At 47.9% G+C, this 12,903-nt stretch carries 13 protein-coding genes and 1 pseudogene; 10 read left to right on the top strand and 4 right to left on the bottom strand.

Annotated features, from left to right (window positions below):
• Positions 1-140: 140 nt before the first annotated feature.
• From EHV15_RS11580 to EHV15_RS11565, 4 genes are all read left to right on the top strand, one after another.
• Positions 141-1,472 (top strand): TolC family protein, encoded by a 1,332-nt coding sequence (locus EHV15_RS11580; protein WP_128631333.1) that lies wholly within the window; start codon positions 141-143, stop codon positions 1,470-1,472.
• A gap of 185 nt (positions 1,473-1,657) precedes the next feature.
• Positions 1,658-2,035 (top strand): MerR family transcriptional regulator, encoded by a 378-nt coding sequence (locus tag EHV15_RS11575; RefSeq protein ID WP_128631332.1) that lies wholly within the window; start codon positions 1,658-1,660, stop codon positions 2,033-2,035.
• Between the two features lie 287 nt (positions 2,036-2,322).
• Positions 2,323-3,066 (top strand): SDR family oxidoreductase, encoded by a 744-nt coding sequence (locus EHV15_RS11570; RefSeq protein ID WP_128631331.1) that lies wholly within the window; start codon positions 2,323-2,325, stop codon positions 3,064-3,066.
• 548 nt (positions 3,067-3,614) lie between these two features.
• Positions 3,615-4,229: a TetR-like C-terminal domain-containing protein gene (locus tag EHV15_RS11565; RefSeq protein ID WP_246061480.1), complete on the top strand. Its 615-nt coding sequence runs from the start codon at positions 3,615-3,617 to the stop codon at positions 4,227-4,229.
• On the opposite strand, the gene EHV15_RS11560 is transcribed toward EHV15_RS11565, so the two are convergent.
• Positions 4,212-4,526, bottom strand: coding sequence for an FIG domain-containing protein (locus EHV15_RS11560; RefSeq protein ID WP_128631330.1), 315 nt, complete (start codon positions 4,524-4,526; stop codon positions 4,212-4,214). The two genes, EHV15_RS11565 and EHV15_RS11560, sit on opposite strands and share 18 nt — an antisense overlap.
• 176 nt (positions 4,527-4,702) lie before the next feature.
• Between EHV15_RS11560 and EHV15_RS11555 the strand changes: the two genes are divergently transcribed.
• The 6 genes and pseudogenes from EHV15_RS11555 (at position 4,703) to EHV15_RS11535 (ending at position 9,864) form a co-directional block, all read left to right on the top strand.
• A complete protein-coding gene (locus EHV15_RS11555) occupies positions 4,703-6,298 on the top strand; it encodes an oleate hydratase (RefSeq protein ID WP_281281624.1) in 1,596 nt (531 codons plus the stop codon).
• Between the two features lie 148 nt (positions 6,299-6,446).
• Positions 6,447-6,800 (top strand): annotated as a pseudogene (locus EHV15_RS38310) (hypothetical protein); the annotation flags it as partial.
• A gap of 51 nt (positions 6,801-6,851) precedes the next feature.
• The gene (locus EHV15_RS37290) at positions 6,852-7,385 is read left to right on the top strand and encodes a hypothetical protein (RefSeq protein WP_246061475.1); all 534 of its coding nucleotides are present in this window, start codon (positions 6,852-6,854) and stop codon (positions 7,383-7,385) included.
• A 125-nt stretch (positions 7,386-7,510) separates the two neighbouring features.
• The gene (locus tag EHV15_RS11545; protein ID WP_178075829.1) at positions 7,511-8,464 is read left to right on the top strand and encodes an Rpn family recombination-promoting nuclease/putative transposase; all 954 of its coding nucleotides are present in this window, start codon (positions 7,511-7,513) and stop codon (positions 8,462-8,464) included.
• Positions 8,465-8,511: 47 nt separating this feature from the next.
• Positions 8,512-9,555 carry an Rpn family recombination-promoting nuclease/putative transposase gene (locus EHV15_RS11540; protein ID WP_178075828.1) on the top strand — a complete coding sequence of 348 codons (1,044 nt, stop codon included), beginning with the start codon at positions 8,512-8,514 and terminating at the stop codon, positions 9,553-9,555.
• A 99-nt stretch (positions 9,556-9,654) separates the two neighbouring features.
• Positions 9,655-9,864 (top strand): hypothetical protein, encoded by a 210-nt coding sequence (locus tag EHV15_RS11535; protein WP_128631325.1) that lies wholly within the window; start codon positions 9,655-9,657, stop codon positions 9,862-9,864.
• 20 nt (positions 9,865-9,884) lie between these two features.
• On the opposite strand, the gene EHV15_RS11530 is transcribed toward EHV15_RS11535, so the two are convergent.
• The 3 genes from EHV15_RS11530 to kdgT form a co-directional block, all read right to left on the bottom strand.
• Positions 9,885-10,028, bottom strand: a complete 144-nt coding sequence (locus tag EHV15_RS11530; protein WP_246061923.1) for an aspartyl-phosphate phosphatase Spo0E family protein — start codon at positions 10,026-10,028, stop codon at positions 9,885-9,887.
• A gap of 307 nt (positions 10,029-10,335) precedes the next feature.
• Positions 10,336-11,619, bottom strand: a complete 1,284-nt coding sequence (locus tag EHV15_RS11525) for a helix-turn-helix domain-containing protein (protein ID WP_246061473.1) — start codon at positions 11,617-11,619, stop codon at positions 10,336-10,338.
• Positions 11,620-11,873: 254 nt separating this feature from the next.
• The gene (gene kdgT / locus EHV15_RS11520) at positions 11,874-12,869 is read right to left on the bottom strand and encodes a 2-keto-3-deoxygluconate transporter (RefSeq protein ID WP_128631322.1); all 996 of its coding nucleotides are present in this window, start codon (positions 12,867-12,869) and stop codon (positions 11,874-11,876) included.
• Positions 12,870-12,903: the final 34 nt, after the last annotated feature.

The raw sequence follows: 12,903 nt of genomic DNA, 5'->3' as shown, positions 1-12,903 counted from the left end.
GTTATACTCACTAGTATTTTTTTTAACTCCAAAGTAACCCAGCAGCAATGCGGTTGTCAAGCGACGCCTAGGTGATTGATTTTCTGGACCTCAGTGTGTTAGCATGTGGGAAACAAAAGGTATTGGGGAGGAAATTTTCCATGCGAAAGGAAGTCGCTGCTTTTATTTTGTCGTTTGCGTTGCTTGCCGGCGGCCCTGTATCTGCCTTTGCCGCGGATGACGACAATATCACGCCATCGGGCGACACGGCAAAGACGGGCGAACAATTGAAAGGTTCGTTTGTCGATTCGGAAAAACAACTCTTGCCGGTGGAGCATTTGGATTTGGACACGGTATTGGATTTGGCTCTTAATAATTCTTATAACTTGCGGCTGTTGGAAATGAAGCTGACCGCCTTGAAGCAAAAAGAGGGCAGCTTGAAGGAGCAGAGAAAAGCTCTGGACAACTCGGTAATCGAAACCGGCTTAGGTTCATTGCCTGCAACCCCGGAGGAACTGAAAGCAGCGTACGGAATTGAAGACGAGGAGGGAACTGAGCTGTGGCTCGGTCCAGTCTCCGATACAAACAATGCCGTCAATAATGTCATGCAAGGGATCAACGGCATCGCCGCCGCCCTGAATCAGCAGCTTGCCAGCCAGCGCGAACAGATTAAATTGGCGCTCGACCAGATGGAAACGGATCAAGCGGATACGCTGATCGATCTGGACAAAGCAAAAGCCGGAGCGCAGCTGCAGATCACCTCGCAATATGTTCAGCTTCTGTCGTTATATAAGCAAATCGACCTGAACGAGCGATATCTTGCGGTGTTGAACGACGATTACAACAAGGCCGTTACGCTGCAGCAGGAAGCGATGGGCAGCGCCGAAAACGTAACGGCGGCCGGGAGACTGGTTCGCGACCAGGAGAAACAGTTGGACACGCTGAGAGACAACTACAAGCTTGCCCTGGTTCAGCTCTGCTTCGATCTTGGACTGGCGTACGATCCGGAAATCACGCTGGGGGATATTTCATATACCCCGGAGCCGGTCACGCGCAAGGATACCATGGAAGTCCTGGCCAACTCGTATGACATGAAACAGAAGTGGAACGCCATCATCCTGGCCAATGATCAGAAAGCTCATACGGCGGCCTCCAATGACGACGAGAAAGATTATCTGGAAACGATGGCCCGAATCGCCGACGTGCAGGCGGATCAAACCCGCGTGGAATTAAGCAAAAAAATCAGCAAAACATACAGCGACGCGGAAACGGCCTATAAGGCTTATCAAAACGCATCCGAGGATTTGACCGATACGCAGGCCGATTATACGAACATGGAAGTCCGTTACAAAAACGGCCTCGTCTCGCGTTATGATTTCAACAAATCGGGATTTTCTTTAACGCAGCAGGAAACGGCCCTGGATTTGACCCGTTTGCAGGCATATATGGCCGATCAAGCGGTAAAAGCCATGGAAAAAGGACTCATTAACTAATAAGCAATTAGCGCCGATTCCCTCGGGCTGGATGGGACTGGTACAGAAAGGCCTCATTTGAGGTCTTTCTTTTTTTAGCGCTTGACCAGAAAACCGGTGGTTGGCCGTTCCAGTAGCCGGCTGTCAAGCACCGATTCCAGGTTGAGCCAATTTTAGAGTTAACTTTTATCCCAGGAGGAAAAATCATGTCTACGATTAAGGAAGTTTCGGCGGAGACCGGTATTTCGCCCTATACGCTTCGTTACTATGAGCGGGAAGGCATACTGCCGTCCGTCAAGCGTGATCCGAGCGGCAATCGGCTGTACGACGAAGAAAGTCTCGAATGGCTGAATTTTATTTTGGCGCTGCGGGCGACGGGCATGCCGCTTGCCAAAATCAAGGAATATGTGGATTTGTACCGGGAGGGCGAGAGCACGCTCAACATGCGCAAACAAATGATGCTCGAACATAAGAAGAAAGTTGAAAAGGATCTTGCGGCAACCTATAGATATCTGGAGCAGATCAATTACAAGCTGGCGTTGTACGATATACAGGAAAAAGGGGCATTTCTTAAGCTGCCCTGAAGCGGCCGCCGGCGGTTTATGACATGGAGCCTAACGCGCCTCCTTGTGGGGGCGCGTATTTATTTGGAGCCCAAGGTTAGAGTAAGGTATAAGACAATTGGGCTTATTTCTCCTCTTACCGCTGTTTTTGTCCCGTGATTTTTGTGAATTTTTGCGGTTCATGCGGCTTTTTGCCGGGGGAAATTTATCTTTTTACCGGCGCTTGACTTATAGTTAACTCCACTTATTAACATAAACTTGGGGCCAGCGAAGTCTGGTAATAATCTTATCCAGGGAGGAAATACCACATGAATGCAAAAACAGCAATTATTACAGGTGCCAGCAGCGGAATGGGGGCAGCTACAGCCAAGCTCCTCGCCCAACACGGGATTAAGGTCATGATGGCGGCTCGCCGGGAAGAACGCTTGAAGCAATTGCAGGCAGAAATCCGGGACGCCGGAGGCGAAGCCGGTTACAGGGTGACGGACGTCACCTCACGCGCGGACGTTGAAGCATTGGCGGACGAAACGATTACAACCTTTGGACAAATCGACATCATGATTAACAACGCGGGGATCATGCCGCTTTCCTTTTTCCGGAATTTAAAGGTTGACGAATGGGAGCGAATGATCGATGTAAACATCAAGGGCGTCCTATATGGGATGGCCGCCGTATACAAGCATATGGAAGCGCGCAACGAGGGACATATTATTAATTTCTCGTCTATTGCGGGACATTTGACCTTCCCTTCCAGTTCCGTCTACAGCGCCACCAAACACGCGGTGCGGGTGTTAACGGAAGGCATGCGGACCGAGCTGGCGGCGCATCAAAATATTCGGACCACCCTCATCTCCCCCGGCGCCGTTGAAACCGAGCTCTACGGCACGATTACCGACGACTCGATTTATCCGGCTTTAGAGCAGTTAGGGAGCAAGGAATGGCAGCAGTTGGACCCCAACGACATAGCCAAGACGGTGTTGTTTGCTATCCAGCAGCCGGCGAACGTGACAATCAACGAGCTGATTGTCCGCCCGACATCGCAAAACCTGTAAGCCGCTGCCCGTCTTCCATATTAAGAAAAACGCCTGACGGCGTCCTTTAATGGCTCTGACTTCTACTTTGGAGCGATTGGAGGAATGGGTATGGGGGTTCCCCCCATGCCTATTCCCTCCTCGGTTCTACTCCGAAAACCCTTCCCCTTTTTTCATGTAAGGAAGCACCGAGGAATTCGGCTCTTCCTAAACTTTGGACGCTGCTCTAACGGACTCCAGTGACCTTATTCGCCCATTTCCCGGTTATTTCCCAGCCTAACGGACACACACGACCCTATTTCGCTCTAAACCCGTTCATCCAGCACGATTTGAGGCAAATAAGGTCTTCTGTGTCCGTTACATTTTGCAAACCTCCGTTTTTCCTCAAATAACGGCTCTGGTGTCCCTTAGCCCCCTCCAGGTCCTCTTCTCCTCGCCCCTCTACCATGCCTTATAAGGTCCAGGTGCCCGAGGGTATCTGGTCTTCCGGAAAACCGGACTCCATCCAGGCTTGCTTTTTGAGAAAGCTTCAGGACCCGCATATAATAGAAATACAGGATTATCCAAGGATGTATTTTTACAGGCAGGTGATATTTTTGTCCAGCTCCCACCTCACCAAAAAGGCGCTCGCCGCCTCGCTGAAGCAAATCATGCGCCATGTCCCCCTGAACAAAATCACCGTCAAGCATATCGTGGACGATTGCGGGCTAAACCGGCAGACGTTTTATTATCATTTTAAGGATATCTACGAGCTGCTCGGCTGGATCTATCAGACGGAAGCGGTGGATGCCATTGCCGGGGAGCGCAGCTACAGCACCTGGACGATCGGGTTTTATAAAATTTTTAAATATATTGGAGAAAATAAAGCCTTCTGCCTGAATACACTCCATTCCCTGGCCAGAAGTCATCTCGATGCCTATCTGTATTCGGTCACGAACGAACTCATCATGGGGGTCGTCAATGAGGTGTCCTGCGGCATGCGCGTTGAGGAAGCGGATAAGCGGTTTCTGACCAACTTTTACACGCTGGCGTTTGCCGGGCTGGTGATCGAGTGGATGCGGGACGGCATGAAGGAGCAGCCGGAGGTTATCATCGGCAAGCTAAGCGAATTGATGGAAGGCAATTTCGTGCGGGCGCTGCGCCGGTATGAAAGAAAAGCCGCTGATCTAATCGATCGCGACTGACCTGATTGTCCCCATCCAAGCGATCCACATGTATGGTTCGGCCGTTTTTTCCGACGGGAATGCGCTGCGGTAACCTTCTTCATCACCGCTAACGCAGGCCTCCAGCAATTGCTTCAAAATACGCTCGATTTCCAGGTCCGGTTCCGTCACCGGTTGCCCGTCTTGCACGTTTGTCGTTTCTTTGGCTTGTCCGGCGGCATCACCAGTTTGATCCTGTGAACTTACGGCGGGTACCAATTCATTCTCCTCATTCGTCCCGGCCGCATCGTTACCGCACGCCGTTATACTACCAAGCACAAGCATCCCTGTTAAAAATAAAAATCATGTAAAGATTTGTCGACAGAACCAGTCTTGCGGCGATTCTCCATACAATACAGACCGACTGTCTAAAAATTGGTCATCCGCCTCCCTTTGATGATTTTGAACTGCCAGGGAATGTAATACATTTAGGTTGTTCCGATCTCATCAAATCTATGGAGGCGACGGTTATGTCAGCGGACTATAGCGGCAGACAGGTCTATTTTGTCGGTGGGGGAATCGCTTCGCTTGCGGGCGCGGCGTTCCTGATCAGAGATTGCGGCTTTCCCGGCCAGCAAATTCACATTTTGGAGGAAATGAAGGTGTTAGGCGGCAGCAATGACGGTGCCGGAAACGTTGAACAGGGGTACGTCATTCGCGGCGGCCGGATGCTGAACGACGAAACTTACGAAAATACGTGGGATTTGCTGTGGTCCATCCCGTCATTGGACAATCCGGACCTTTCCCTTCGCGAGGAAATCATCGCTTTTGATACGGCTCATCCCACGCATTCCAATGCAAGGCTGGTAAACAAGCATGGCGAAGTGGTGGATGTTAGCTCCATGGGCTTTGACATGGCCGACCGGCTCGCCATGGTCAAACTGATCATGACGCCGGAGGAGGCATTGGGGAAAGCGCGGATTAACGACTGGTTTGGACCGCATTTTTTCGAGACGAATTTCTGGTATATGTGGGCGACAACTTTCGCCTTTCAGCCTTGGCACAGCGCGGTGGAGCTGAAAAGATACATGATCCGGTTCATGCATGAGTTTCCGCGCATTCATACGCTGGAAGGGGTGACCCGAACCCCTTACAATCAATACGATTCCATTATTCTGCCAATGCACAAGTATCTGGAGGAGCATGGCGTCGATTTCACGTTAAAATGCACGGTAACCGATCTCGATTTCAAAGACGGAGACGGCATTACCGTGACGCGGATGCACTATGTCAAAGACGGCGCAGAAACGGCGCTCGATTTGACGGAAGGCGATCTGGTGATCGTGACCAACGGGTCGATGACGGAGGGCTCCAGCCTCGGCTCCATGACAACAGCTCCAAAGCTGGGCGGCAAAGGAAGCTCGTGGAAGCTGTGGGAAAACATCGCCGCCAAGAAGGCAGGCCTCGGGAACCCTTCATCCTTCGCTGATCATATCGACGGCTCCAAGTGGGAATCGTTCACCGTCACCTTTCGGGATTCGCGGTTTTTTGAGCTGATGGAAGCCTTCTCCCGTAACAAACCCGGGACCGGGGCGCTCGTTACTTTCAAAGATTCCAGTTGGCTGATGTCGATTGTCCTGGCTTACCAGCCGCATTTCCGCAATCAGCCGGAGCATGTGAAGGTGTTTTGGGGCTACGGGCTGTTCCCGGATCGTATCGGCGATTATGTAAATAAGAAAATGTCCGACTGTACCGGCGAGGAAATTTTAACCGAGCTGCTCCATCATCTCAAATTCGAAAAGGACATGGATGAGATCATCGCTTCGGCCAATTGCATCCCCTGCATGATGCCGTATATTACGGCGCAGTTTATGCCTAGAGCGATAGGCGACCGGCCAAAGGTGATCCCTGATGGCTCGACGAACCTGGCGTTTATCAGCCAATTCTGCGAAATCTCGGACGACGTCGTCTTTACCGAAGAATATTCGGTGAGAGCCGCGCGGATGGCCGTGTACGGACTGCTTGGCATCAACAAGCCGATTGCGCCGATCAACCAATATCAATACGATGTGCGTACCCTGCTGCAGGGGTTGGTTACTTCATTCCGGTAGATTGCCAAAATCCCTATAAAGGTTTACACTTGTCATATAGGATACAAAACGAGTGAAGCACACTCGCGATGCGCTTATTTAGGCGTTCGCGGTGTGCTTTTTTTGTGTTTTCGGATTTCTAGTAAAGAAAGGGTGGGTGATTTCATGAATGTTTATGCGCAAGCAGTACGGGAAAAGCCGTTCGGACCGAATTATGGCAAAGACTTTATCCCGCACGATGAGGCTTTTAAAAAAGCTGCTGCAAACTTTTTTCGCCGAATTTATTGCGCTGTTCTTCCCCGAACTCGACAAACTGCTGGATCACCGCCAGACCCGTTTTCTTATGCAGGAGCAGCTCGTTGATATCGTTGGCGAAGAGTCCCGCACGCTTGATCTTCTGCTGGAAACGAAGTATGTTGCCACGGACGCCTACATACTTATTCATCTTGAGCCGCAATCGTATAAACAGCCAGATTTCCATGAGAGAATGTTTATCTACTTCAGCCGATTGTTCGAACGCCACCGGAAAGAACATAAGCTGATCATCCCGATTGCCGTGTTTACCGGCGACGGTATGCATGATGAGCAAAACTCGCTTAGCATGGATATCCCCGGTCAGGGAATCCTGCATTTTCAATTTCTGAAAGTGGAATTGCGGAATCATCATTGGCGAAAATTTGTCGATTCCAACAACCCCGTTGCTGCTGCATTGCTGGCCAAAATGGGATACAATAAAGGCGAAGAAAAGGAAATGCGCTTTGCGTATTTGCGGATGATTTTACAACTAGGAAAAAAACTAGACGACGCGCGAATGAAGCTCATCATGTCCATTGCCGATTTATATTTCGTGCCTGATCCGAAACAGGACGAAGCAATGCTCTATGAATTAACCAAACCATATTCGAAAGAGAGGGAAACTATCATGGAATTGATGCCAGCCTGGATGCGTCTGGGGTATGAAAAAGGATTGGAAGAAGCAGTGAAGGCAGTTCAAACCGAACGGCAAAACATTGCCCGCAGGCTCTTTGCCAAAGGATTTTCTTTGGAGGAAGTGGCCGAAACTATCGAATTGCCGATTGAGGAAGTGCGGAAGTTACAGAATTCCTGAATAAGCTCATTTAGGTTTCTATGCGCCAAATTTTAACGATATTTCGGGTGAAGCACACTCGCGATGCACTTGAAGTGCGTTCGCGGTGTGTTTTTTTGTGTTTTCGGGTTTCTAGTAAAGAAAGGATGGGTGATTCCATGAGTACTTATGTGCAAGAAGTGTGGGAAAAGCCGTTCGGACCGAATTATGGCAAAGACTTTGTCCCGCACGATGAGGCTTTTAAAAAATTGCTGCAAACCTTTTTTGCCGAATTTATTGCGCTGTTCTTCCCCGAACTCAACAAACTGCTGGATCACCGCCAGACCCGTTTTCTTATGCAGGAGCAGCTCGTTGATATCGTTGGCGAAGAGTCCCGCACGCTTGATCTTCTGCTGGAAACGAAGTATGTTGCCACGGACGCCTACATACTTATTCATCTTGAGCCGCAATCGTATAAACAGCCAGATTTCCATGAGAGAATGTTTATCTACTTCAGCCGATTGTTCGAACGCCACCGGAAAGAACATAAGCTGATCATCCCGATTGCCGTGTTTACCGGCGACGGTATGCATGATGAGCAAAACTCGCTTAGCATGGATATCCCCGGTCAGGGAATCCTGCATTTTCAATTTCTGAAAGTGGAATTGCGGAATCATCATTGGCGAAAATTTGTCGATTCCAACAACCCCGTTGCTGCTGCATTGCTGGCCAAAATGGGATACAATAAAGGCGAAGAAAAGGAAATGCGCTTTGCGTATTTGCGGATGATTTTACAACTAGGAAAAAAACTAGACGACGCGCGAATGAAGCTCATCATGTCCATTGCCGATTTATATTTCGTGCCTGATCCGAAACAGGACGAAGCAATGCTCTATGAATTAACCAAACCATATTCGAAAGAGAGGGAAACTATCATGGAATTGATGCCAGCCTGGATGCGTCTGGGGTATGAAAAAGGATTGGAAGAAGCAGTGAAGGCAGTTCAAACCGAACGGCAAAACATTGCCCGCAGGCTCTTTGCCAAAGGATTTTCTTTGGAGGAAGTGGCCGAAACTATCGAATTGCCGATTGAGGAAGTGCGGAAGTTACAGAATTCCTGAATAAGCTCATTTAGGTTTCTATGCGCCAAATTTTAACGATATTTCGGGTGAAGCACACTCGCGATGCACTTGAAGTGCGTTCGCGGTGTGTTTTTTTGTGTTTTCGGGTTTCTAGTAAAGAAAGGATGGGTGATTCCATGAGTACTTATGTGCAAGAAGTGTGGGAAAAGCCGTTCGGACCGAATTATGGCAAAGACTTTGTCCCGCACGATGAGGCTTTTAAAAAATTGCTGCAAACCTTTTTTGCCGAATTTATTGCGCTGTTCTTCCCCGAACTCAACAAACTGCTGGATCACCGCCAGACCCGTTTTCTTATGCAGGAGCAACTCGTTGACATCGTTGGCGAAGAGTCCCGCACGCTTGATCTTCTGCTGGAAACGAAGTATGTTGCCACGGACGCCTACATACTTATTCATCTTGAGCCGCAATCGTATAAACAGCCGGATTTCCACGAAAGGATGTTTATCTACTTCAGCCGATTGTTCGAACGCCACCGGAAAGAACATAAGCTGATCATCCCGATTGCCGTGTTTACCGGCGACGGTATGCATGATGAGCGAAACTCTTTTAGCATGGATATCCCCGGTCAGGAAATCCTGCATTTTCAATTTCTGAAAGTGGAATTGCGGAATCATCATTGGCGAAAATTTGTCGATTCCAACAACCCCGTCGCTGCTGCATTGCTGGCCAAAATGGGATACAATAAAGGCGAAGAAAAGGAAATGCGCTTTGCGTATTTGCGGATGATTTTACAACTAGGAAAAAAATTAGACGACGCGCGAATGAAGCTCATTATGTCCATTGCCGACTTATATTTCGTGCCTGATCCGAAACAGGACGAAACAATGTTCAATGAATTAACCAATCAATATCCGGAAGAGAGGGAAACTATCATGGAATTGATGCCAGCCTGGATGCGTCTGGGGTATGAAAAAGGGCGGGAGGAAGGATTAGAAGAAGTAGTGAAGGCAGTTCAAACCGAACGGCAAAACATTGCCCGCAGGCTCATTGCCAAAGGATTTTCTTTGGAGGAAGTGGCCGAAACTATCAAATTGCCGATTGAGGAAGTGCGGAAGTTACAGAACAACTGAACAACCGAATTGAGCCCCTACCATATCTATAAGCGATTTGAGATTACTATGTACATGCAAAGTCAATTTATACTTTGTCGCAAGGAGAGTGAAACCCTTATGGAATCAATGCCGGCCTGGATGCGCCTAGGATACGAAATAGGATACAAGGAAGGATACGAAATAGGATTCAAAGAGGGCCTAGAAATAGGTATTTTGTTCGGACGACAAAGGATCATACATAGACTGATTTCGAAAGGTTATTCATTGGATCTAGTTTTGGAAATAATGGCAAAACCCATCGAAGAAGAAGAAAAACTAAAAAATTGACCAAAGAAGAAAGTAGCCGATTAAGCAATCGGCTGCTTTCTGCGTACATCTGTAAACTTGTTGTACTTATTGAGCAGCCCGTCCAATAGGACCGACTGATGAATGACCCTTTTGTGCCTCAACCCGTACCGCTGCGCTAAACGATTTAATTCTTTTCTCTCCATCTCTATACGGAGTTTCATTCTCTCCGAATTGCTCATAGCTCTCACCCCATGAACATATTAGGAGATGTTGCTAAATATTACATGCTGAGGCCTACTGCATAGTATAAAAAATACCAAAATTTTATAATTCTCCTTATGGTTAATTGTTATCTATAAAGCCAAATCTAACAACTTTGGGCAAAATAAAAATAGGGCCAGCCCAAATGGACTGAACCCTACTTTTTCGTATAGTTCAAGGCAAATATATTACCAATAACCGTGTACTACTGTTGTAATTAAACCTGTACTACTAGCCAAACCAACTAAACTAACTATTGTCATAGCCGAAACCGCTTAAAGCAATTGCTATCTTCAAACTGTACAATTTACTTTTTATGGCTTCTTCGTAATTTCCTTTCCTCAGATTATAAATTGCGTAATTCTGAAAAAAGACGGAACAACGATTTATAAAAGAAGGCTCTTTAGACTGAATACTTACTGCTGCTTCTGAAAAGCATTTGTCTTTTCCAAACAATCTGTATTGTTTAATTTCCTCAGAAAAATGATCAAGAACATCATCAATGAAAAACTGATGGCGATTGGCCGATTCTATTAAGGTTATCAAGCCTTCTATAACTTCATCGGGTTCCTCTTCCAAAAATTGAACATACTTAGGAATTTTAGACCGATCACCCGACTTAATATCCACGCAAAGATGGTTTACTTTCGCAAACATTTTAAATTGCTCTATAACTGCAGTTTGGGTTTCATCATCGCCCTCAAACCAACTTAAATCCGCATATTCTGCAATCCATTTCTTCGACTCCTCAAACATTCCTCGATATTCGTAAGTGCCGGACTTCATAAGATAGCCCTTACCATAATAGTAAACAAGAGGACGAAGCGGCTTGAAATCGCTGCATCTCCATACTTTTTTTTCGTATAATGCTTTGGCTAATCGGCAAAGTTCATCCGCGTAAGCTTCGGCTTCTATCCAATTAAATTTAAGCGAGTAAACTTCGACCAACATTAATATTCCATCAAGTGCATACACTTCAGGCAATCGATGTCTGTAAGTCAAAAATTGCATTGCGGCCTTAAATCCCTTGCTACTATCCGGGTGGTGAATTTTGAACAATCTGTAATAACACATCGCCAACCGCTCAGAATGACTTGATCGCTCACTTTCGATGACGCTTTCATACAGAATAACCGCCGCTTCCTTGAAACCCTGTTCAAACATCCGCTCCGCAGTCTCAAAAATCCCCGCAACCTGCTTCAAATCTTCGAGTAATTGGTTCAACACCTCTTGAATGCAGTCATGACGCCCCAGTTCGGCGCAGCGCATAAAAAAAGGGCGAAGTCTTCTCCAGTGGGGGGCGGATGGAACAAAACATTCGTCTACGTATAAGTCATAGAAGTAACCTTCGGAGAGCCCCATCGCTTTCGTGATCCGATCCAGCTGTCCGACGGCAATCGGCCGGTTTCCGTTAATAATGCCGCTTAACGTACCGACGTTGACTCCTGAAACTTCCGCAAAGCGATGAAGGGTTGTCCCTTCTTTCTTGATGTAGTCTTCCAGTTCTGCGCGAATCGTGGTTGTGGATATCAAATATCCATCACCCCCCAAACGATTTCCGTTTACAGAAATAGTGAACATTCTTCCTGTAGAGCGTCCTAACGACACTTCATTACATCAAACTACATCCATAATAATACAAACTGCTAGTATATTCCTGATATTAATCCTGATTTTTACAATTGTAAACATAAAAAAAGACCAGTAAGAGGCAATTTTGTCTACTTACTGGTTAGTTTGCGAATCAACCTCAATTGTTGTCAAATCACGACTGTTTTTGGTTTCGCTTAAACCTTGATCTGAGGCGGCGACCCATCGGATAAAGTTGCCCCCGCCTTCTTCTTCATGTATTGCGACCAATAGGCGGTCAAAATAGGCACCAGAATCGAGGTCACAACAACGCAGGCGGCGACTAAAGCGGTGGCCGATTGGGCCGCCGGCATAAATTCCGGCTTCATATTGGCGACGATCATCGGATTGGCCACGGCGGCGCCCGCTGTACTGGATGCGGCAATTCCGGCCGTACCGTTCCCCCCGCCCACATATTTGTCGGCCAGGATCAACGGAATTCCCGTGATGATGATGACGGAAACGGCAAGCAGCACGCCCAGAAGCCCCGTTTGCACAATAACCCCCAGATCGATCGAGCATCCTAACGCAAAGCCGAAGAAAGGGATCATCGTATGAGTGGCTTTTCCAAAAAATTCACGAAGATCATGATCCAAATTACCCAACAGGAAACCGATCAAAAACGGAAGCACCGCGCCAACGAACACCTGCGGTTCGAAAGCGGCCAAGCCCGTGGCGCCCAAAATCAGCATGGTGACCAGAGGCCCGGATTCCAGGGACATCAGCACAAAAGCGCCCGCTTCTTCCCTGGTTCCGTACTGCTGCATAATCGAAGCGTATAAACCGCCGTTGGTCATATCCATCGAAGCGATCAGCGCAAGCACGGACAAGCCCGCAAAAAATCCGCTCTGGATACCGCCGGCCGGCAAAAATTGCGAAGCGACGAGGGCTACGATCCAGGCCACCGCGATTTTGGTCAATACCAATGTGCCCGATTTTCTTAGAACCATCCCCGTTGCCCTTACGTCGATGGCCGCCCCCATACAGAAAAACCATACGGCCAAAATGGGGATCGTTCCCGTCATAAGCCCGTTTGTAAATGAACCGAAATACTCTCCGGCCCCAGGAAAAAAGGTGTGTACAACCGCTCCCAAAAGCAATGGGATCAACATCATCCCGCCAGGAATCCGATCCAAGGTCTTTTTGATTTTCATGTCTAATCCACCTTCCACAACCAATAGAATGCGC

It is taken from the genome of Paenibacillus oralis, assembly GCF_003863965.1.
In the GTDB taxonomy this organism is placed as follows: Bacteria; Bacillota; Bacilli; order Paenibacillales; family Paenibacillaceae; genus Fontibacillus; species Fontibacillus oralis.
The sequence above is the reverse complement of the archived record's forward strand: the minus strand, read 5'-3'. Positions and strand labels throughout refer to the sequence as shown.